Consider the following 20,971-nt stretch of genomic DNA (forward strand, 5'->3'; position numbering starts at 1 on the left):
CCTTGGTCGGGCTCAAAAGGCGGTCCATAAAGAGTCCCGCCCGACAACCAGTTTAAGGCCGAAATCCCCATGTCAAATCGGCCACGTTCCGTGGCCTGCGGCTGGTAGTTCCAGCATGGTCGCCAGTCGACCCTGTGGCTGGGTGGTGGGTTACTACGTTTGCCTTGGGCCTGCTTCTGGTCACCATTTTCCCCTGCGCCTGGATGGTGGGCCATTACGTTGTCTTGGGCTGCCCTTTTAATCGCTCGGGGTTTGGTTCTTGTGGCGGCATCACACGTTGCGTCGGCTGGTTGGTCGGGTGTTCACGCCTCGGGCTGTCAGGGCGTTGCGTCCTTTCGTGGTGCCGAGCCTGATGGGAGTCGGCTCAGTGATGACGAGTTGCTGAACTTCTGCACGTTGTTGCTGGTCAACGGGCATGAGGCCACGACTTCGCTGATTGCCCACGCGGTGTTGTGGTTGGGGAGCGATCCGGTGGCGTTGAGTGGGTTGCGGCGGAGCCGGAGCTTCTGGCTGGCGTGGTGGGTGAGGTGTTGCGGTTGTTGCCGCCGGTTGGTGGGACGGATCGGTTCGTCACGCGGCGGACCACGCTGGGTGGGCACGTTGTCGAGGCTGGACAGCGGGTTGTGGTGGACGCTAATCGTGATCCCGAGGTGTTCGTGGAGCCTGGCGTGTTCGAGCCGCGTCGTGAGCCGGTTCGGCACCTGTCGTTCGGGCGGGGGGTGCACTTCTGCCTGGGGGCGCATCTTGCGCGGATGGAGGCCGAGATCGCTCTTGGGGCGCTGGTGGAGCGGTTTTCCGGGACGTGGTCGAGGTGCGGCGGATGCCGGTCGGACTTGACGTGGTGGAGTTGACGTTAGCTTGACTCGATGCTGGCAGGGCGGTAAAGATTTTGAACCTACCTGGTCCTGGAGGTGTCGTGATCGAGTCCGCTGTGGGTGTCGCCGAGGTGGCGCGGGAGTTCGCTGCTCAGACCGAGGCTGGGCGGGCGTTGGCGCCTGAGGTGGTGGCCGCCTTGGTGGAGAGCGGGCTGTTGCGGGCTGGGCTGCCGGAGGTGTTCGGGGGGCCGGAGTTGTCGCCGGAGGTGATCCTGCGGTCGGCCGAGGCTGTGGCTCGTGGGGACGCGTCCACCGGGTGGTGCGTGTCGATCGCGGCGACCAGCAGTTTGTTGGCCGCGTACCTGCCTGCTGAGGGGGCGCGGGAGGTGTTCGAGTCTCCTGACGTCGTGGCTGCTGGGGTGTGGGCGCCGCGGGGGCGTGCGGTGAGCGTTGACGGCGGGATCGTGGTGTCGGGGCAGTGGGGGTTTTGCAGCGGGATCACCCACGCTGACTGGTTGTTCGCCGGGTGTGTGGTCGATGGTGGGGAACTGCGGGTCGCCGCTCTGCCCAAGGCCGAGTTGGAGGTGCTGGACACGTGGCACACCAGCGGGTTGCGAGGGACTGGTAGTCACGACGCGGTGGCGCGGGAGGTGTTCGTGCCGTCACACCGGGTGTTGTCGGTGTTGGAGGAGCCCGTTCAGCCTGGGGCGTTGTACCGGTTTCCGATCTTCGGGTTCTTCGCGTTGTCGATCGCCGTGGCGGCGTTGGGCAACGCTCGGGGGGCGATCGACGACCTGACGGCGTTGGCGGGTGGGAAGCGGACGCTCGGTTCCAGCAAGTCGTTGGCTGACCGGGCGCAGACGCAGGTCGCTGTGGCGCGGGCGGAAGCGGCGTTGCGGGCGGCTCGGTTGCTGGTGTTCGACGCGGTCGAGCAGGCGTGGCGGGAGACCGGGGACCGGGTGGAGGCGCGGCTCGGGTTGCGGTTGGCCGCGACGCACGCGACTCGGACCGCCGCCGAGGTCGTGGCGGCGATGTACGACCTCGGGGCCGGGACGGCGATCTACGCGGATTCGCCGTTGCAGCGGCGTTTTCGGGACGCGCACACCGCTACCGCGCACTTCCAGGTGAACCCGGCCAGCTACGAGCTAACCGGGCGGCTGCTGCTCGGGCTGCCCACGCGGACGGAGCAGCTGTGAGCGTCGGCGTGGTCCTCCCCTACTGGCTGGACCGGCCGGACGGGGAGGCGGTGGAGATCGCGGTCGAGGCGGACCGGCTCGGGTTCCCGACCCTGTGGATCGGGGAGATGGCGACGTTCGACGCATTCGCGCTGGCGACCGCGATCGGCTTGCGCACCAACGGGATCGCGTTGCGCGTCGGGCCGTTGGCCGCCGGGGTGCGGAGTCCGGTGGCGTTGGCGCTCGGGGTGTCGTCGGTCGCGGGGCTGACCGGGCGGCGGGTGGACCTGGCGCTGGGGGCGTCGAGTCCGGCGATCGTGACCGGGTGGCACGACCGGCCGTGGGCGGGAGCCGCGCCGCGGATGCGCGAGACGGTGCGTGCGGTGCGCGACCTGCTGGCCGGGCGGCGGATCGACGTGGACGGTGATCACGTTCGGGCGCACGGGTTCCGGTTGCGGCAGCCGGTGCCGGAGGCGGGTGTGACCGTGGCGGCGTTCGGGCCCGCGATGCTGCGGGTCGCGGCCGAGGAAGCGGACGAGGTGGTGCTGAACCTCGTGACGCCCGAGCAGGTGGCGCGGGTGCGCTCGGTCGTGGACGCGCACGCGGCGAGGGCCGGGCGGCCTCGGCCGCGGCTCTCGGTGTGGGTCACGGCGGCGCTGGAGCCCGGTCCGGACGCGATCCGGCAGGTGTCGCAGCAGCTCGCGCTGTACCTGCGCGCGCCGGGGTACGCGGAGATGTTCGTCGACCTCGGCCACGAAACCCTGGTGGCGCAAGCGAAAACGGGGGTGTCGCGCAACGAGCTGGTCGTGCCGCGGTCGTTGCTGGACGCCGTGTGCGCGCTCGGGTCGGCCGAGGTCGTCAGGGACCGGATCGCCGACTACCACCGGGCGGGCGCGGACCACGTGGGGATCGCGCCGTCCACCGCCGACGACCCGGCCGGGCGCCGGGTGCTGGCCGCGGTGGTGTGAGTGGCGCACGACCTGCCGCAGCGGTTCGACGCGGACTCCGTCGGGCGGGCGCTCGCGCTCGTCGGCGAGCGCTGGACGCTGCTGATCCTGCGCGAGGCGTTCTTCGGGGTGCGGCGGTTCGGCGAACTGAGCCGCAACCTGGGCATCCCCAAGCCGACGCTGTCCGCGCGGCTGCGGACGCTCGTCGACGCCGGGCTGCTGGACCGCGTGCCCACCGAGGAGCACCACGAGTACCGGCTGACCGACCGGGGGCGCGACCTGTTCCCGGCGATCGTGGCGCTGATGAAGTGGGGTGACGCGCACCTGGCCGGGCCGGACGGGCCGCCGATCGTGCTGCGCCACCACGCGTGCGGCGAGATCACCGACGCCCGGCTCGTCTGCGCGCACTGCGCGGGCGAGATCACCGCGGGCTCCGTGACGCCGGAGCCGTCGTAGGATCCGGGGGTGGCGACTGACGACGAGCTGATGGCCTGGGCGCCGCGACCGGCCGCGCCGAGCGGTGTCGCGCTCGCCGGGTACAGCGACTTCCGGCTGGTGGCGCAGGGCGGCGAGGGCCGGGTGTACCGGGCCCGCCAGGACGGGCTCGGCCGGGACGTGGCGATCAAGGTCCTGGAGGCCCGCGACGACGCCACGCTGGCCCGGTTCCGCCGCGAACTGGAGATCACCGTCCGGCTGGGCAGGCAGCACCCGCACATCGTGACGGTGCTCGACACCGGCGTGGTGGACGGCAGGCCGTGCATCGTCATGGAGTACCACGACCTGGGGTCGCTGCACGACCGGCTGGTGCAGCGCGGGCCGCTGCCGGTGACCGAGGTGGTCGCCGCGGGCATCGCCGTCGCCGACGCGCTGGCGTTCGCGCACGGCCAGGGCGTGCTGCACCGGGACGTGAAGCCGCAGAACGTCCTGGCGCTGCCGACGTCGTACGTGCTGGCCGACTTCGGCATCGCCCGCGCGGTCGACGCGGGCCACTCGGCGTCGTTGCAGATGGTCAGCTACCGGCACGCCGCGCCGCAGATGGTGGACGGCGAGAAACCCGCCGCCTCCGACGACCTGTGGTCGCTCGGCTCGACCCTGTTCACGCTGCTCGACGGCAGGCCGCCGTTCGCCTCGGCCTCGGCCTCGGACGACCCCGACGACTCGATGCTGGGCTACCTGGGCCGGGTCCGCTCCGGCCTCCCGCGCACGCTGACCCGTGCCGACGTGCCACCGGCGTTGGCCGCGATCATCGACCGCTGCCTCGCCAAGGCCCGTGAGGACCGCTACCCCGACGCCGCTTCCCTGCGCGCCGCGCTGGCCGTCGTCGACACCGCCTGGGCACCGACTCCGTCCACTGTGGACCCGGACAGCACCAGGGCGGTGCTCCCCCTCGCCCCGGCCCCGGTGTTCCCCGAGGGCCCGACGGAACTCCCCGACTTCGGCCCCCGCCCGGCCGTGGCCAGGCCCGAGCCCGTGGCGGCCACCCCCGAGGAACCCGCGTCGTGGGCCGAACAGCTGGCCGACCTGACCGTCCGCCACCACCCGGCCGAACCGGAAGTCCCCGACTTCGGCCCCCGCCCGACGAACGCGTCCCCTCCACCCCCGGTCCAGGACCACAGCCCACCGGACCCGGACCCCACTCAGGCCGTCGTCCCCTTGGCCGCCCCACTCCCCGTCGCCCCCGCGGCCCCCGTCACTCCCGCCCTTCCGGCCGTTGCCGCCGTTCACCACGAGCCGACTCCGCCTCCGGCTAGGCACACCAGCCCGGAGCCCAGCACCAGCCCGACGTTCCTCTCCCCCGTCACCGACGACGCCCCACGTCCTCGCCGCCACGCCCGCTGGCTGGTGCCACTGGCGATCGTGGCCGTGATCGTCGGCGCGGTGCTGGGCGTGGTCCTCACCGGCGGCTCCCCGGACCAGCAGGCCACCCCCGCCACCACGACGACCACCCCCGCCGCTTCCACGACCACCGAGGCCCCCCCCACCAGCGCCAGCGTCCCCGCGGGCGTGGACCCCACGTTCTCCCCCGCTCTCAACCGCGTCGAGGTTCTCGGCCCGACCAGCGTCGAACTGGCCTGGACCGACCCCAGCGGCGGCAAGGCCCAGTTCGTGCTGGTAGACGTGACCGGCAAGAAACCCGACCCGCTGATCACCGTCACCGCGGGCACCACCACCCACGTCCTGGAGGGCTTGGACACCACCAGGCGCTACTGCTTCCAGGTCCTCGCGATCGGCCTCGACGACCCGAGCACCCAACGCGGCGCCTCCGCCCGCACCTGCACGACCATGGGCTAGTCCAACGCCACGGCGATCTCGCGCCTGATGCGGTCGAGCCACACGCCCTCGTTGGCCGGGTAGGTGCCGGGGGTGCCGTTGAGTCTGCGCATGTTCTTGCCGCCCTTGTGGTGCAGGGCGATCACCTCCCACAGGCGGTTGAAGACCGGGCTGCCCGAGCTGCCGTGTTCGGTGGGGGTGCGGTAGTGCAGGAGGGCGTCGTCGTGGTCGAGCAAGCGGTTGTCGCGCAACGAGAACATGGGTTGTTCGGTGCCGCCTGGGTGGCCGATAACGTAGGCGCGTGGGGGTGGGTCGACGTCCAGGAGTGGGCGGTGGGCGGCTATCGGGCAGCGGGTGGACTGGCGTGGGGTGTCGTCCAGTTCGACGACCGTGGTGTCCAGTTCGTGGGGTGGGGAGGTCCAGAGGACGCGGGTGACGTGGAACGGGCCGTTGTCGGTGTCCAGCGCGCGGAAGGTGATGCGGGCTTCGTCCGGGCGCAGGGCCGCTTGGGTGTCGGTGGCGAGGACGTGGGCGTTCGTCACGAGGACCACGGGTGGGAACGACGGGTGCAGGGCGGGGCCGTCGACCAGGAAGCCTGTGCCCTGGCCGTTTTCCAGGGCGTCCTCGACGCGGGCTACGGCGCGGCAACGCTCCAAGCCCGTGCGGTACCAGCGGAGGCTTTCGAAGCGTTCGGTGCCGAGGACGCGCTCGAACTCGTCGTCGACGTGGTCGAGCGTGGCCATCTCGTCGGGGCCGACGCTGATGTCGGCTCCCTTGCGGCGCAACAGGAGCGCGGCGTGCAGGAGCGGGATCACGTGGGTGCCGGGCGGGGTCGTCACGTCGAGGCCCCAGACCTCCCGCACCTGGCGGAGGAGGCTGGCGATCTCGAACGGGCCGGGCCGCTGGTCGAGGTAGGCGTCGAGCCTGGTGAGCACCTCCTTGGCGTCGCCGAGCGCGAGGCACGCCTCGACGGCCGTCCCGTGGTCCCACGTGCTCGCCGCCGGGCCGAACTCGTCGATGCTGTCGAGGATCTGCTGGGCCAAGGCGCGGGGGTCGCCGGGCAGGTCCAGGCCGTCGTGGCGGGCGCGGTGCAGCAGGGCGACGACGTTGATGCCGTGCCACACGCTGCCGGTCTCCTCGTACACCCGGCCGTACTCGGCCATCGCGCGCTCGACGATCAGCCGCCCACGCGCTCCGGGCGTCGGGGACGTGCGCAGGTACATCTGCTTGTACGCGCGGCCGAGCAGGCCGCGGGCCTCGCCGCGTTCGGTGGCCGAACCGCCCGGATCCGCCAGGAGGTCCTCCAGCACGGCGACCGCGGCGGTGAGGATTCCTTGGTCCAGCAACGCTTGCGCGTACTGCCTGCGGATCGTGGCGTCGGTCGTGCCCGCCTGGAGGAACGCGTCGGCGACCTCGCGGAGGTCGCGGAAGTAGCGCTTGCCCCGCAACGTCCGCAGGATCCGCCGCGCCTGGCGCACCGGGTACGGCGTCTCGTCGCGGCCCAGGTGGGTGACGAGCGCGGCGCACAGGTCCCGGACGCGCCGCTGGTCGAGCGCGTCGACGGCCGTGACCAGCTCGTCGGGTGACGTGGCCCGGTCCCAGGTCACAGCCCCACCATCTCGTCGAGCACGCGCCGGAAGGGTTCTCCCGCCAGGTACTTGGTGGCGCTGTGCCGCCACGCGCCGCGGTTGGCCTGGTGGACGTCCTCGACGACGTCCGTCCCGCCGCGGCGGAAGTCGTTGCCCAGCACGGGATCGAGGCCCACCACCGGGTCGAGCCGGTCGTAGACGTTGACCCAGCGGTCCACGTCGGGGAACCCGTCGGCGCGGCTCCACTCGGGCCGCAGCCGGTCCTGGACCTCGTCGAGGCCGAGCGGGCTGCCGATCGTGACGAGCCCGTCGACGCGGGGGCAGTCCGCGACCCGGCGCAGGCAGTCGTAGGCGATCACCGATCCGAGGCTGTGCGCGACGACCACGTGCGGCCCGGTCTTCCGCGCACCCGCGGCCAACGCCTCGACCACGCGGGCCCGGATGTCGCGGCGGATCGAGTACTCCTCGCCCGGCCGCGGGCTGAACCTCGTGTCGAACAGGTAGTGGTGCACGTCGCGGAGGAACACCTTCATCAGCCGCCGCTTGAGGAACCACGGCAGCGGAACCCGTTCGAACAGCTCGTCCCCCACGACGGCGGGCGCGTCGGCCGCGAGCGGGTCGTACCCGATGGCGTCCGCCAGCTCCCGGATGAACACCGCCTCGTCGTCCTCGGCGCGCGCGGCCCACAGCATCCCGACGTCCGGCACCTCGGCGATCTCCGGGTCCTCGGCACTCTCGTACACCGCACCCCGCACCGGCGTGGCGTAGAGCAGGTCCGCCCAGTACACCAGCGACGACGACACGCCACGGGTCGCCAGGTCGGACCCGACGTCCGCCAACGCCCCCCGCCACGACCCGAGCAGGTCGTCAGCGGGCGGCTTGTTCCCGATCCCGTGCACGAAGGTCACGTGAGGCAACGGTGCACCTGCTCCCCGACGACGCCGAACCACTCGGCAGTACGTCGCAGCCAGTCAGCGCACCGTTACGCCACGCGCTGTCAGACGCCCCGGCCGGTCTCCTGCTGCAACCGGTCGATCAGCTCCGACGCCCCGGCCTTGGTGAGGTCGTCGGGAACGTCCTCCCCCGCCTCGCGGGCGAGGGTGTGCAGGTAGGACTCCTGCGGGCCGGTCATGGGCTCGTCCCCGGTCGTCCACTCCTCGGGGTCCTTCTCCGGCGTTCCGGTCATGGCCGTCTCCTTCCGCTCGAACACCTGTTCGCGGTACCCGAGGCGGTCGGGCGGCAAACACCCCCGCCACGAAGGTGTGCGGCGGACGCGGGCGGTGTACCCCGTTCGCATGACCGCTCCCTACACGCCCGATCCCCGTCTCGGCGAGAACGACGTCGCCGAGCCCGACGAAAACGCGGACGAGAACCGGGAGGACCAGCCGGAGGTGCTGAAGCCGCCGGTGGAGGACCCCGAGTAGGCCCGTTCAGCGGCGGCGCAGCGGGCGCGGGTCGAGGGACCAGAACAGCCGCCGGTACCACGGGACGACGCGGCGCAGGCCCTTGCGCACGTCCAGTGCCATGCGCCACGCCTCCGGGTCGTCGGCTCGGCCGGGCCCGAAAGCCGCCCGGTCGGCCAACTCCGCCAACGGCACGGCGGACGGGGCGACGGTGGCCAGCGAGCGGGCGATGTCCGGGGCCGCCCGGTCCCGTCGCGGTGTGCGGCCCGCCAGCAGCAGCGAGTCCAGCACGTACGCCCACGCGCCGGGTGCGCCCGCACGACGCAGGCGCAAGCGACGGCCGCCGCGCAGTGACAGCAGGAAAGCCACGGGCACCAAGGGAATCGCCAGCAGGAAGAACGGTGGTCCGCTCGGCGTCGCGGGTGGTGCGGCGACCGGAGCCGTGGGCTGCGCCAACGGTGGCGGCGGGGGTGCGGACTGCGGGGTCGTCGGGGTCGCGGTGACCGACGCGAGGCGGTCCAGGACCTCCCGCTTCGACGCCGGGCTCGGGCCGGAGCCGGTGCCCGACACCGGGTCGAACGGCACCCAGCCCCACCCCGAGAAGTACACCTCGGGCCACGCCGTGGCGTCGCTCCCGCGCACCACGCGCACCCCGTCCGGTCCCTCGGGCACGGGCTGGAACCCCACCACGACACGGGTCGGCAGGCCGACCGCGCGGCCGAGCACGGCGAACGCCGACGCGAACTGCTCCGCGGTGCCCGCGTTCGCGCCCGACTGTCCCTCCGCGCCGAACAGGAACGTCTCCAAGCGCGCGTACGACGACCCGACCGGGGCCTCCACGTCCGGCTTGCGGCCCAGCCGGACCACCTGCTCGATCGCGACCGCCTGCTCGTACGGCGTGCGCGCGCCCGCCACGGACTTGCGCGCGTACTCGCCCAGCGAGAACGGCAGACCGGGCAGCGCCAGGTACCGGCGGACGGACGGTCCGGTCGGCACGGACGCCTTCGCGAGGTCGGCGTCGTCGGGGGTGTCGACGGTCCCGCTCATCTCGTACCGCAGTCCCGGCGCCAGTTCTCCCGGCAGCACCAGCGATCCGGAGTCCGTGTCCACCGCCGCGCCGTCGAGGCTGACGGCGGTCGGCCTGCCGATCGCGGGCAGCCACGTGCCGCCCAGCGCGCCGACCGTGACGTCGATCGTCGACGCCGCCACCCGCGCCCCCGGCGGCAGGTCGGGGTCCGCGACCGCGCCGATCGGCCCGTACAGCGACGCCGCCCGCCAGGTCGCCCCGGTGTAGTCGGCCAGCGCCACCAGCCGCAGCGGCCGTTCCGGACCGCGCACCCGCAGCAGTTCCGTGTCACCGATCCCGGCCCAGAACGCCAGGCGCGGCAACGGACTCGTCACGGCCACGTCGGTGATCGGCGGCCGCACCAGCTCGCGCGGCTCGAACGCCCCCGCGCCGGGCAGCACGGACGCCGTCAACGTCACCGCGGCCAGCACGGCGAGCACGGCGGCGGGTCGGCCGACCGGGATCCGCCGTCCCGCCTCGGCGCGGTCGATCAGCAGCCACCCGAGCACGACCAGCAGCACCAGCGCCAACGCCACCACGCCGTACGGGTCCGCCCGCCCGGCCGTCAGCAACGCCGTCGCGGTGTACAGCAGCGCCGCACCCACCGCGGGCGCGAACAACGACCGCGCCAAGGCAACGCCCAGCGCCACCAGGAAGACCAGCAGCACGCCGGGAGCCAGCAGCGTCGGCGTCGCGGGCGCGGGCCGGGCGGCGCTCAGCAGGCGTGGCACCAGGTCCAGCAGCACCGACACCGGCGCGGTGTCGTCGGTGCGGGCCATCAGGTACACCCCGGCCAGCGCGAACCCCAGCACCGGCACCACGGACACCTTCACCCGCCGGATCAGCGGGTGGCAGGCGAACGCCACCAGCACCGTCGCGGCGAACACCAGCCGCGGCAGGACACCCTGCCAGCCCGCTCCCAAGTGGACGGACGCCAGCAGCAGAACCGTGACGGCCCAGGCGATCCTCATCGCGCCACCACCGTGTTCCACGCCGCCACCAGGTCGTCCGCCTTCGGCGCGCGCAGCACCAGCACCGCGCCCACGGTCGACACCGGGGCCTCCGGCGCGACGGCCAGCACGACGCCGAACGCCGCCCGCCCGACCTCCAGCAGCAACGACGGCAGGTCCGAGGAGTCCCCGCACACCACCGCCACCACGTCCAGGTCCCGCAACCCCACCGGCCGCGCCACGTCCGCCACGTCCAGGTCCGCCAACGCGGCGAACGCCAGTGACGGCTCGTCGACCACGGCCACGTCCACCGACCCCGACGACGTCAGCAGCCGCACCGGGTGCCCGCTCTCCACCGCCGCGCCCACCAGCGACGCCGCCACCTCGACCGCGTCCTCGAACGCCACCGGATCCCCGTACGCCGCGGCGTTGTCGTCCAACACCACCGCCAGGTGCGGCAGCGCCGGGTCCGCGTCCTCGCGGATCATCAACGTGCCCGTGCGCGCGGTCGTCGCCCAGTGCAGCCGCCGCAGGTCGTCCCCCGCCACGTACTCGCGCAGCCCCACCAGGTCCGTGCCGCCGCTCTCCACCCGCTCGTCCGCGCCCACGTGCCCGCGCCGCACCCCGCCGGGCAGCCCGCGCACGGGCAGCACCCTCGGCACCACCCGCACGTCCAGCACCTCCCCCAGCTCCGACCGCGCCACCGCGAGCCCGGCGAAACCCCTGCGCCGCAACGTCAACGGCCCGACCTCCAGCACACCGCGGCGGTCCGTCGGGATCGGGTACTCCACCGCCGTCCGCTCACCGGGCGCCAGCAGCGGCACGTCCACCGGCATCGGCTTCCCGGCCACGTGGTCGACCGCGTCCAGCGCCACCGGGAACCGCTTGCCGGGGTTCACCAGCTCCACCCGCCCGGTGCACCCGGCCAACCGCTGCACCGTCCTCGGCCGCACGCTCCGCGACGCCACCACCGGCACGGTCGTCCGCACCGACACCACACCCGCGACCACGAGCAGCACCAGCGCCAGGCCGAGCGCGGCGACGCCGGGATAGCGCCACCACAGCCCCAGCCCCGCGAGCACGGCGCCCAGCGCCAGCGTCCCGGCACCGCGCGCGGTCAGTCTCATCGCGCTTCCGGCCGCGGCACCGCCACGTCCGCCAGCACGTCGGCGAGCACCTCCGCGGTGGTCGTGCCCGCGAGCTGCGCCTCCCTCGTGAGCACCAACCGGTGCGCCAGCACGGGAACGGCCAACTCCTGCACGTCGCCCGGCACCACGAAGTGCCTGCCGCGCGCGGCGGCGTGGACCTGCACGCAGCGCACCAACGCCCGCAGCCCGCGGGTGCTCGCGCCCAGCCGCAGCCGCGGGTCCGACCGCGTGGCCGTGCCCAACTCGCCGATGTAGCGCAGGATCGGGTCGGCGACGTGGAGCGTGGCGAGCCGCTGCCCGTGGGCCGCGACCTCGCGCGGGTCGGTCACCGTCGGCACCGCGCCGACCAGGCCCGCGCCGCTGCCCGGCCGCAGCACGTCCAGCTCGTGCTCCACGTCCGGGTAGCCGATCGTCACGCGGATCATGAACCGGTCGAGCTGCGCCTCGGGCAGCCGGTAGGTGCCGTCCAGGTCGATCGGGTTCTGCGTGGCGACGACGAGGAACGGCGCGGGCACCGCGTGGCCGACGCCGTCGACCGTGACCGTGTGCTCCTCCATCACCTCCAGCAGCGCGGACTGCGTCTTCGCCGCGGCCCGGTTGATCTCGTCCGCCAGCACCACGTTCGCGAACACCGGGCCCGGCCGGAACCGGACCTCCGAGGTGCGCGGGTCGAACACCGACGTGCCGGTCACGTCCGAAGGCAGCAGGTCCGGGGTGAACTGGACCCGCCGCGACACCCCGCCCAGCGCGCCCGCGACGGCCCGCGCCAACGTCGTCTTGCCCGTTCCGGGCACGTCCTCCAGCAGCACGTGGCCACCGGCGAACAGCGACACCAGCACCAGGTCCACGACGTCGCGCTTGCCGCGCACGGCGGTCTCGACCGCGTCGCCGAGCCGGGTGTGCAGCGCCCGGAACGCCGCGATCCCGTCCTCGCCGATCGCCGTGCTCTCCAGAGTCGTCACCGGACTTCGCCTTCCTCATCGGTGCGGCGACGCCCGACGCGCAGCAGCGCGGCCGTCGCGATCAGGCCGAGCCCACCCGCGCCCATCGGCGCGGACTGCGGCTCCTCGGGGGCCACGCGCGGGATCTGGCACGGCTTGGTGCCGCACGTCTCGGTGTCCCGCACCGTCGTGTTCTTCGACGCCGAGTCGACCGACGTGCCACCGGTGGCCGCGTACGCGCGGACCACGATCCGGTTGACGCCGACGTCCGCGTCGATCGTCGTCTGCGTTGTGCCGCAAGCGATCGGCGTGCCGTAGCCGTAGGTCGTGTTCAGGACCTCGCACGTCCCGTTGTGGCTCGCCCAGTCCGCGGGCCACGCCATGTTCACCGTCTTGGTGTACGAGCCGATGCCACCGGTGATCGAGGTGATCACGGCCGCGCCCGCGGTCGGCAGCGACGGCGGCGGAGGCGTGGTCGTCGTGGTCACGACCGGCGGGTCGGTGGTCGTGGTGACCACCGGCGGCGGGGTCGTCGTGGTCGTCACGACCGGCGGCGGGGTGGTCGTCGTGGTCACCGGCGGCGGGGTCGTGCCCGCGGGCGGGACGCTCCACGACGCCGCCGTGGCGGCGCTGGTCCCGGCGTCGCCGTAGGCGACCACCGACGCGTCGAGCGTGCCCGACGCGCAGAACGTGCTGCCCGCGCACGGGATCGACAGGTCCGTCGACGTGCCCGCGACCTGCGCGGACTGGTTGCCGCCGGAGAACCCGCCGGACGCCGTGACGGTGTACCCGGTGGCCCCCGTGACCGCGCCCCACGACACCGTGACGACCAGCGTCGACGCGTCGCGGCTCTTGAGCGACACCGACACGCCCGGCGGCTTGCCGGGCACGCCGCCCGCGACCGACCCGGTGGTGGACACCGACGTCGTCTCCACGGTCGTGGTCGTGACGGGAGGCGGCTGGCTGGTGCCGCGGGTGCCGGTCGGCAGCTCCTCCGGCCTCGGCGGCGGGGGCGGCGGCACGGTCGGCAACGGCTGCCGGTCCGGGTCGGTCACGGCCAGGTCGGGGCTGCGGATCGTCACCGACCGCGTGGTGCCGTCGGCGTCCACGATCACGCCCTGCGCCGCGCCGGGGGTGTTGATGAACAGCTTGCCGTCGTCGAACACCAGCTCCGGGTCACCGGTCCCCTGGGTCAGCACGTCCGCGCCCGCCCGCTTGCCGCCGCCGTCGAGCACGACGACCTTCCCCGCGCCGTGGCACGGCACGTAGACCTGGTCGCGGAACACCGCGGGACGACCGGGCTTCGCGCAGCCGAGCCCGGCGACGTCGACCCGGATCACCTGGTCGCCGCTGACCAGCACGACCACGCCGGAGTCCGGCACGGCGGCGGGCACGAGCCCGGTCGGGCTGGTGAACGCGGCCAGCACGTCGCCGGTCAGCGTCACGGTCATCACCGACAACGCCTGCCCGGTGCCGTCCTGGACGACCACACCGCCTTCGAGGCCCAGCAGCGTCACGCCCGCCTTGTGCGGCACCAGCGCCGTCCTCGGCCCCGCGCCCGGCACCGGCCGGTTCGACTTCTCGACGAACCGCTCCTCGTCGTCGGACCACTCCAGCGCGTGCAGGTTGCCGCCGTGGTCGACGGCCCACACGAGCCCGCTGTCGTCGACGACGACGTCCGCGAGCGGCTGACCGGCCGACCAGCCGTCGCCGATGTCGACCAGCGTCACGGGGTCGGCGTTGTGGATCGTGCCCGCCGCGCGGTCGACCACGAACACCCGGCCCTGCGCGATGAGCACCTTCGCCGACGGGCCCGCCGGGGCTTGGCGGCGGCCGCTGGCGAGCAGCGTGGACAGGTCGATCACGGTGATCTGGCCGGTGCGCCGGTCCAGCACGATGAGCGTGCCGTCGTCCTGCGCGATCTCCAGTTGGGCGTCGCCGCCGCTGATCTGGAGGCGGGTCTGCGGCTTGCCGGAGCTGGGGTTGACCTGCACGACCTCGCCGCGCTCGTCGTCACCCAGCCAGGTGAGACCGTCCGACACCGACACGGCCGTGCGCGAGATCCCGCTGCCGAACGCCGCGCCTGCGAGCAGCAGCACGCCCATCAGCGCGGCGGCGAAGCTGGCGGACTCCCGGCCGCCCCGACCCACCACGCGCCGCCCGGTTCGCACCAGGCTCTGCCCCAACCCCATCAAGCCCTCCCTCGACGGCGGGGATGCTAGCCCGCTGGTATGACGACTTCGCGCCACTGCTCCGGATGGCGCAACGCCGTTTCGACGCCTCGCGTCCGACGTCGGAACCGCGTTCCCGGTTCCTCGAGAGTCCTTCGGACCTGCATGTGAGGATGGTTCACGTGGAATGGGTTCGGTCTGCACTGAAGCCACAGTTGGTTCCGCACAAGGCCACGACACGCGCCCAATCGAGACCGTCGATCACTGCGGCGGCCCGCCGCGTGGAGGAGGATCTGGCCGTCGCGACACCCGCGGTCGCGCACTCGAAGGCTGTCGGGAGGCCCCACTCATGTCAGACACGGCAAGCGCGCCGAAGCGCGACCGTACGCACTTCCTCTACATAGCGGTGATCGTCGCCGTGCTGCTCGGCATCCTCGTCGGCTTCGTGTTCCCGAAGTTCGGCGTGGCGCTGAAGCCGGTCGGCACCGGGTTCGTGTCGCTGATCAAGATGATGATCGCCCCGGTCATCTTCTGCACCATCGTGCTCGGCGTCGGCTCCATCAGGAAGGCAGCCACCGTCGGCAAGGTCGGCGGCCTGGCACTCGGCTACTTCATGGTGATGTCGACGTTCGCGCTCGCCGTCGGCCTCGTGGTCGGCAACATCATCAAACCCGGCGAGGGCCTGAACCTGACCAGCGCCGTCAAGGCCGCGGGCACGAAGGCCGCGGGTCCGGAGGCGCAGTCCACCACCGAGTTCCTGCTGGGGATCATCCCGCAGACGCTGGTGTCGCCGCTCACCGCGGGCAACGTGCTGCAAACGCTGTTCGTGGCGCTGCTGATCGGCTTCGCGATCCCCAAGCTCGGCTCGTCGGGCGAGGCGATCCTGCGCGGCGTGAAGCACTTCGAACGCCTGGTGTTCCGGGTGCTGGCGATGATCATGTGGGCCGCCCCGGTCGGCGCGTTCGGCGCCATCGCCGCGGTCGTCGGCGAGACCGGCTGGAAGGCGCTCGCCAGCCTGCTCCAGATCATGCTGGGCTTCTACATCACCTGCCTGATCTTCGTGCTGGTGATCCTCGGCCTGGTGCTGAAGTTCGGCACCGGCGTGAACATCCTGAGCCTGCTGAAGTACCTGGGCCGGGAGTTCCTGCTGATCGTCTCCACCTCGTCGTCGGAGTCGGCGCTCCCCCGCCTGATCGCGAAGATGGAGCACCTCGGCGTCGCCCGGCCCGTCGTCGGCATCACCGTGCCGACCGGGTACTCGTTCAACCTGGACGGCACGGCGATCTACCTGACGATGGCGTCGATCTTCATCGCGGACGCGCTGGGCACGCCCCTGAGGCTCGGCGAGCAGATCTCGCTGCTGCTGTTCATGATCATCGCGTCGAAGGGTGCGGCGGGCGTCAGCGGCGCGGGCATCGCGACCCTGGCGGGCGGCCTCCAGGCGCACCGGCCGGACCTGGTCGACGGCGTCGGCCTGATCGTCGGCATCGACCGCTTCATGTCCGAGGCGCGGGCGCTGACGAACTTCGCGGGCAACGCGGTCGCCACCGTGGTCATCGGCAACTGGGTCGGCGAGTTCGACAAGGCGCAGGCCGAACGCGTGTTCAGCGGGGCCGACCCGTTCGACGAGGCCACGATGCTGGACCGCGAGAACGAGAACCCCGAACCGGAGCCGACGCCGGTCGAGCGCGTCTAGCCCGTCCACCGGATGGGACGAACGGGCCGAATCCGGTGTGCTCGCGGTCACTTCGGGGCCCCATCCCTGGTCAGGGATGGGGCCCTCGGGTTTTCCTCGGTGTATCGGACCTGTTCACCCACTGATGCGAGATGATCGTCATGACCGAGCTGACCCCGTCCTTCCGGGACCTCGCCCTCCTGCGCGCGGTGGCCGCGGGACGCGTGCACATCACCACGAACCGCGAGCCGGACCTGTTCGTCGACGGGGTCGCGTGCTGCGACCAGATCGGCGCGGGCTCCCTGGTCCGAGCGGGTTTCCTCGAACCGAGCGCGCCCGCCGTCCCCGGCACGCGGGTCCCGGCGCGGCTGACCGCGCTGGGCGCGCGCGTGCTGCACGAGGGCCTGGCTGCCTGAACCACCCCTTCGGCCCCGGTGCCGGAGCCGATCCCCTCCGTACCGTGGCTGGGTTCCACGTTCCTTACCGAGGGGGATCCCGATGGCCGACCTGGTGACGATCACGGCCGAGTTCAAGGCCGACGCGCCCGCGCGCTACGCGGAGCTGCGGAAACTGGGGCCGGTGCACCGGTCGCGGTTCTCCAACGGCATCGAGGGCTGGCTGGTCGTGGGCCACGACGCCGCGCAGGAGGCGCTGTTACATCCTGCGTTGATCAAGGACGCGACTCCGTCGCTGGAGGTCCTGGAGGCGGCGGGGTACACGAACCACCGGACCGGGGTGGGGCTCGGCGGGAACATGCTGGTGGCGGATCCGCCGGATCACACGCGGTTGCGGAAGCTGGTGGCCGGGGCGTTCAGTCCTGGGCGGACGCGGCGGCTCGGGCCACGGGTGCAGGAGATCGCCGACTCGTTGGTGGACGCGATCATCGGGAGGGGATCGGCGGACCTGGTGGAGGAGTTCACCGCGCCGCTGCCGGTGGCGGTGATCTCGGAGCTGCTGGGCGTGCCGGTGGAGGACCGGGCCGACTTCCGGGTGTGGAGTTCACGGATGTTGGGAGCGCCGTCGCCCGAGCAGCGGGAGGCCGGGGTGAACCTGAACCGGTACCTCGGTGAGCTGGTGGAGGCCAAGCGGCGGGAGCCGGACGAGGCGTTGCTGTCGGCGTTGGTGGCGGTGAGCGACGAGGACGACGGGCGGTTGTCGGAGGTCGAACTGGTCGGGACGGCGGCGTTGTTGGTCGTTGCCGGGCATGAGACGACGGTGAACCTGCTGGGGAACGCGCTGGTGGCGTTGTTGCGGGCTCCTGAGCAGGCGGAGTTGTTGCGGGAGCGGCCGTCGCTGGTGCCGGGGGCGGTAGAGGAGTTCCTGCGCTACGACTCGTCCGTCGAGCACGCGACACCTCGGTACGTGGAGGCGGATGTGGTGCTCGCCGGGACGGCCATGCGGCGGGGCGACGTGGTGATGGTGGCGCTGTCGTCGGCCAGTCGGGATGTGCCGGTGGAGGGGGATCCGGGGGTGTTGGACGTGGCTCGGGAAGGGGTTCGGCACCTGTCGTTCGGGTACGGGATCCACTACTGCTTGGGGGCTCCGTTGGCGCGGTTGGAGGCTGCTGTGGCGCTGGAGACGCTGCTGTGGCGGATCCCCGACCTGCGTCCGGCCGGGTCGTTGGACGAGCTGGAGTGGGTGCCCAGTGGGATCATGCGGGGGCCGTTGGCGTTGCCGGTGGTGTTCACGGCTCGCTAGGTCCTGGGTGGTCACCCCGGTGAGCCCTGGTTCCAGCTCAGTCAGCAGGCGACGCTGGTTCCAGCGTGCTGTGGCCGATTTGACATGGGGACCCCTCATTTCGGCCTTTGTCGGGCTCAAAAGGCGGTCCAAAGAGAGTCCCGCCCGACTGCAATTTTAAGGCCGAAATCCCCATGTCAAATCGGCCACGTTCCGTGGCCCGCGCCTGCCAGTTCCAGCCAGCCCACCACCGACCCTGTGCCTCGGTGGTGGGCCGCTACGTTGCCCCGGCGCTTGCTTCTGGTCACCCATTTGACCCTGTGCCTGCTGGGTGAGCCAGCACGTTGCCCCGGCGCTTGCTTGTGGTCACTCCGTGGTTGAGGTGAAGCCGCTCAGGCCGAATTTGCGTTGGGCTCGCTGGTAGAAGGTGGTGCGGCCCAGGCGAACCACCTGGGCGGCTGCCGGGAGGACCTCTATGTCGATGACCGTGCCCTCGCCGACGTGGCCGATGAGGAGGCCGTCGGCTTCCACTCCCAGTTGGCCGCCGGTGATTTCCAGGGCAAGTTTTTCGCCGCTGGACAGGAAGACCGCTCTGTTGAACGTGGAGTGGGGTGCTACCGGGGTGATCAGCAGGCCCTCTGCTCTCGGGGAGATGATCGGGCCGCCTGCGGAAAAGCTGTACGCGGTCGAGCCTGTTGGGGTGGCCACTACTACCGCGTCCGCTGAATAGCTGACGAAGGGGTGGCCCTCCACGTGGAGGCGGACCGCCGCCATGCCGTTTCCGGGGACGCGGACCAGGGCGATGTCGTTGAACGCCACGGCGTTCTTGCCCTCGGTCACGGCCCTGAGGCCGGAGCGGGGTTCGGTGGTGTACCTGTGCTCGTCTATCGCGCACAGGGCGTCCGAGAGTTCCGGGGGGTCGATTTCGGCCAGGAAACCGAGTTTGCCCAGGTTGACGCCCAGTACGGGGGTCTGGTCGGGGATGCCCAGGCGCATGGCGCGGAGCATCGTGCCGTCGCCGCCGAGGCTCACCAGGAGGTCCACTCGGTCCGCCAGTTCGGCGGCGTCGATGGCGGAGACCGCGCCCTGGGCGCGCTCCACCTCGGACTCGACGCCGAACAGCTTGATGTCGCGGGAGTGCGCCCAGTCGACCATGGTGCCGATCACCTGGGCGCAGTCCCTGCGGGGGTGCAGGACCAGTCCTACAGCGCCGATCTCCGTCATGACTCGGACTCTAGGCCGGGTCTAGCTCGCTTGCGGGGCCTTCATCGCGAGGGTGGCGAGCATGTCGCGGCCGCGCTGGGCGCTGGCGGGGATGCTCAGCACGTCGTAGCGGCGGGCGACGACCTGGCTCGTCGAGATGAAGTCGCGCTGGCCCCTCGTGGCGGCGTAGCGGGCCGCCGAGGTCGCCAGGCCGAACACGATGCCGGCGACGAGGCCGATCGCGATCGGGGCGAAGCCCGCGCCGGGCGTGAACAGGCTGAGCAGCAGGCCGACGAACAGGCCGAGCCACGCGCCGGAGGCCGCCGCGCTGCCGAGGACCTTGCCCCAGGTCAGCCTGCCCGCGACCCGTTCGACCAGCATCGGCTCGACGCCGACGATGGTGATGCCCTGCACGGGGAAGGCGCTGTCGGCGAGGTAGTCCACCGCGCGCTGCGCCTCCTGGTAGGTGTTGTACGAAGCGATCGGCCATCCCTCGGGCAGCGTCGGGATGTTCACCGTCGACGGGGACTGCATGAACGCTGTCATCTCACTCACCTCTGTGAACGACCCCTCGTGGGGGCGTTTCGTGCTGGTACATCCCCTTCAACGCGGGGGGCCCGCTGAATCGTGCCCCTCACCGGGACTTCACAGGCGATTCTCAGACGGACACCCCATCGTGTTAGCTTAGGTTTACCTAATCACTAGAGCGAACGGGTGACCATGAAGCGCGCCGCCATCGGGCTCCTGGCCCTTGTCCTGACCGCCTCGCTGGCCGCCTGCGGGGGCACGTCGACCCCCGAGTCCGCCGGTCCGCCCTCCGGCGCGGGCTCCGCGTTCCCGGTGACCGTCGACACCGCGTTCGGCCAGGTCACGGTCGAGAAGGCCCCCACGCGCGTGGTCGCGCTCGGCTGGTCGGACGCCGAGACGGCGCTGGCGCTGGGCGTGCAGCCGATCGGCGCGAGCGACTGGCTCGCGTTCGGCGGCGAGGGCGTCGGGCCGTGGGCCAAGGGCCTGTACGAGAAGGCCCCGACCATCCTGGGCACCCAGGAGCTGAGCTTCGAGGCCGTCGCGGCGCTCCAGCCCGACCTGATCCTCAACACGCGGTCGAACCTGGACCAGAAGACCAACGAGACCCTGTCGAAGATCGCGCCGACGATCGCCGCGCCGAAGGACGTCATCCCCTACGGCACGACGTGGCGCCAGCAGACCGAACTGGTCTCCAAGGCGCTCGGCAAGCCCGACAAGGGCAAGGAGCTGATCGCGAACGTCGAGAAGGAGTTCAAGGACGCGGCGGCGTTCGGCGGCAAGACCGCCGTGGTCGGGGCCTTCTTCGGCGGCAAGTACGGCGCGTACGTGCCCGGCGACGGCCGCGTGGACTTCATGAAGGAGCTGGGCTTCGGCACCAAGAAGGACGTCGACTCCCTCGCCAAGGGCTCGTTCTACGTGGACATCTCCACCGAGCAGCTCGGCCTGCTGGACGCCGACCTGACGGTGCTCTTCCCGATCGGCTCCGACGCGGGTGCGCTCAAGGCCGACCCGGTCCTCAACGGCATCCCGTCGGCCAAGGCGGGGCACCTGGTGATCCTGGAGGACAAGGCGCTGTCGGACGCGTTCTCCAGCGGCTCGACCCTCGGCGTCTCGTACGCGATCAAGAACGCCGTCCCGCTGTTCACCGCAGCACTGCGGAAGTAAGGCCTTTCCGGGGTTATCCACAGTGGGAACCTCGGCGGACGAAGAAGCAATTCGATGACATTATTCGCCAATTTCGGAGCTTGAGACACTCTTTTGAGTGATCATGGTTACGACATTGGAGTTACCCATTCCAGGTCGGCGCGAATCGCTCGTGCCGACCTGGAATATTTCACCCGATGTAGTGTGATCCGTTCACCATGTACACAGCGCGTTGCCAACATCCGCACTGGTCACACCATGGGAGGACG

19 protein-coding genes are annotated in these 20,971 nt (G+C 71.8%); 10 read left to right on the forward strand and 9 right to left on the reverse strand.

Translation table 11 applies throughout. The features are described from left to right. The first annotated feature begins 452 nt into the window (after nucleotides 1–452). The 5 genes from ACFWW9_RS30155 (at nucleotide 453) to ACFWW9_RS30175 (ending at nucleotide 5,229) form a co-directional block, all read left to right on the forward strand. Nucleotides 453–851 (forward strand): cytochrome P450, encoded by a 399-nt coding sequence (locus tag ACFWW9_RS30155; protein ID WP_390384880.1) that lies wholly within the window; start codon nucleotides 453–455, stop codon nucleotides 849–851. A gap of 65 nt (nucleotides 852–916) precedes the next feature. Further along, nucleotides 917–2,011, forward strand: a complete 1,095-nt coding sequence (locus tag ACFWW9_RS30160) for an acyl-CoA dehydrogenase family protein (RefSeq protein WP_390384883.1) — start codon at nucleotides 917–919, stop codon at nucleotides 2,009–2,011. Continuing rightward, nucleotides 2,008–2,958, forward strand: coding sequence for an LLM class F420-dependent oxidoreductase (locus tag ACFWW9_RS30165; protein ID WP_390384885.1), 951 nt, complete (start codon nucleotides 2,008–2,010; stop codon nucleotides 2,956–2,958). Before ACFWW9_RS30160 ends, ACFWW9_RS30165 begins: the two co-directional genes overlap by 4 nt. Further along, a complete protein-coding gene (locus tag ACFWW9_RS30170; RefSeq protein ID WP_390384887.1) occupies nucleotides 2,959–3,393 on the forward strand; it encodes a winged helix-turn-helix transcriptional regulator in 435 nt (144 codons plus the stop codon). A 9-nt stretch (nucleotides 3,394–3,402) separates the two neighbouring features. Beyond that, the gene (locus ACFWW9_RS30175; RefSeq protein ID WP_390384889.1) at nucleotides 3,403–5,229 is read left to right on the forward strand and encodes a protein kinase; all 1,827 of its coding nucleotides are present in this window, start codon (nucleotides 3,403–3,405) and stop codon (nucleotides 5,227–5,229) included. On the opposite strand, the gene ACFWW9_RS30180 is transcribed toward ACFWW9_RS30175, so the two are convergent. The 3 genes from ACFWW9_RS30180 to ACFWW9_RS30190 form a co-directional block, all read right to left on the reverse strand. Beyond that, entirely contained in the window at nucleotides 5,226–6,815 is a 1,590-nt protein-coding gene (locus ACFWW9_RS30180) for a serine protease (RefSeq protein ID WP_390384891.1), read from the reverse strand. The two genes, ACFWW9_RS30175 and ACFWW9_RS30180, sit on opposite strands and share 4 nt — an antisense overlap. After that, the gene (locus tag ACFWW9_RS30185; protein ID WP_390384893.1) at nucleotides 6,812–7,705 is read right to left on the reverse strand and encodes an alpha/beta fold hydrolase; all 894 of its coding nucleotides are present in this window, start codon (nucleotides 7,703–7,705) and stop codon (nucleotides 6,812–6,814) included. The genes ACFWW9_RS30180 and ACFWW9_RS30185 overlap by 4 nt, the downstream gene beginning before the upstream one ends. A gap of 89 nt (nucleotides 7,706–7,794) precedes the next feature. Beyond that, nucleotides 7,795–7,983 (reverse strand): DUF3072 domain-containing protein, encoded by a 189-nt coding sequence (locus tag ACFWW9_RS30190; RefSeq protein ID WP_390384965.1) that lies wholly within the window; start codon nucleotides 7,981–7,983, stop codon nucleotides 7,795–7,797. A gap of 109 nt (nucleotides 7,984–8,092) precedes the next feature. Here ACFWW9_RS30190 and ACFWW9_RS30195 point away from each other — a divergent pair, with 109 nt between their 5' ends. Next, the gene (locus ACFWW9_RS30195; RefSeq protein ID WP_390384894.1) at nucleotides 8,093–8,221 is read left to right on the forward strand and encodes a hypothetical protein; all 129 of its coding nucleotides are present in this window, start codon (nucleotides 8,093–8,095) and stop codon (nucleotides 8,219–8,221) included. A gap of 6 nt (nucleotides 8,222–8,227) precedes the next feature. Here the strand turns inward: ACFWW9_RS30195 and ACFWW9_RS30200 are convergent, their stop codons facing one another. From ACFWW9_RS30200 to ACFWW9_RS30215, 4 genes are read right to left on the reverse strand one after another with little or no spacing between them, the layout of a single operon-like run. Continuing rightward, nucleotides 8,228–10,237 (reverse strand): DUF3488 and transglutaminase-like domain-containing protein, encoded by a 2,010-nt coding sequence (locus ACFWW9_RS30200; RefSeq protein WP_390384896.1) that lies wholly within the window; start codon nucleotides 10,235–10,237, stop codon nucleotides 8,228–8,230. Further along, entirely contained in the window at nucleotides 10,234–11,343 is a 1,110-nt protein-coding gene (locus ACFWW9_RS30205) for a DUF58 domain-containing protein (protein ID WP_390384898.1), read from the reverse strand. Before ACFWW9_RS30205 ends, ACFWW9_RS30200 begins: the two co-directional genes overlap by 4 nt. Next, on the reverse strand, nucleotides 11,340–12,326 hold the full coding sequence (locus ACFWW9_RS30210; protein ID WP_390384900.1) for an AAA family ATPase: 987 nt from the start codon (nucleotides 12,324–12,326) through the stop codon (nucleotides 11,340–11,342). Before ACFWW9_RS30210 ends, ACFWW9_RS30205 begins: the two co-directional genes overlap by 4 nt. Then, nucleotides 12,323–14,497, reverse strand: coding sequence for a hypothetical protein (locus tag ACFWW9_RS30215; protein WP_390384902.1), 2,175 nt, complete (start codon nucleotides 14,495–14,497; stop codon nucleotides 12,323–12,325). The genes ACFWW9_RS30210 and ACFWW9_RS30215 overlap by 4 nt, the downstream gene beginning before the upstream one ends. A gap of 328 nt (nucleotides 14,498–14,825) precedes the next feature. On the opposite strand from ACFWW9_RS30215, the gene ACFWW9_RS30220 reads away from it, so the two are divergent. The 3 genes from ACFWW9_RS30220 to ACFWW9_RS30230 all read left to right on the forward strand — a co-directional run bounded on the left by ACFWW9_RS30220 (nucleotide 14,826) and on the right by ACFWW9_RS30230 (nucleotide 17,849). Next, complete coding sequence (locus ACFWW9_RS30220; protein ID WP_390384905.1) at nucleotides 14,826–16,172, forward strand: cation:dicarboxylate symporter family transporter; 1,347 nt, start codon at nucleotides 14,826–14,828, stop codon at nucleotides 16,170–16,172. Between the two features lie 140 nt (nucleotides 16,173–16,312). After that, on the forward strand, nucleotides 16,313–16,567 hold the full coding sequence (locus tag ACFWW9_RS30225; protein WP_390384907.1) for a hypothetical protein: 255 nt from the start codon (nucleotides 16,313–16,315) through the stop codon (nucleotides 16,565–16,567). Nucleotides 16,568–16,649: 82 nt separating this feature from the next. Beyond that, nucleotides 16,650–17,849, forward strand: a complete 1,200-nt coding sequence (locus ACFWW9_RS30230) for a cytochrome P450 (protein WP_390384909.1) — start codon at nucleotides 16,650–16,652, stop codon at nucleotides 17,847–17,849. 345 nt (nucleotides 17,850–18,194) lie between these two features. On the opposite strand, the gene ACFWW9_RS30235 is transcribed toward ACFWW9_RS30230, so the two are convergent. After that, nucleotides 18,195–19,052 carry an NAD(+)/NADH kinase gene (locus ACFWW9_RS30235; RefSeq protein ID WP_390384911.1) on the reverse strand — a complete coding sequence of 286 codons (858 nt, stop codon included), beginning with the start codon at nucleotides 19,050–19,052 and terminating at the stop codon, nucleotides 18,195–18,197. A gap of 21 nt (nucleotides 19,053–19,073) precedes the next feature. Then, entirely contained in the window at nucleotides 19,074–19,577 is a 504-nt protein-coding gene (locus ACFWW9_RS30240; RefSeq protein WP_390384912.1) for a general stress protein, read from the reverse strand. Nucleotides 19,578–19,751: 174 nt separating this feature from the next. On the opposite strand from ACFWW9_RS30240, the gene ACFWW9_RS30245 reads away from it, so the two are divergent. Next, the gene (locus ACFWW9_RS30245; protein WP_390384967.1) at nucleotides 19,752–20,723 is read left to right on the forward strand and encodes an ABC transporter substrate-binding protein; all 972 of its coding nucleotides are present in this window, start codon (nucleotides 19,752–19,754) and stop codon (nucleotides 20,721–20,723) included. The last annotated feature ends 248 nt before the right edge of the window (nucleotides 20,724–20,971 follow it).

It is taken from the genome of Umezawaea sp. NPDC059074 (assembly GCF_042738955.1).
In the GTDB taxonomy this organism is placed as follows: domain Bacteria; phylum Actinomycetota; class Actinomycetes; order Mycobacteriales; family Pseudonocardiaceae; genus Umezawaea.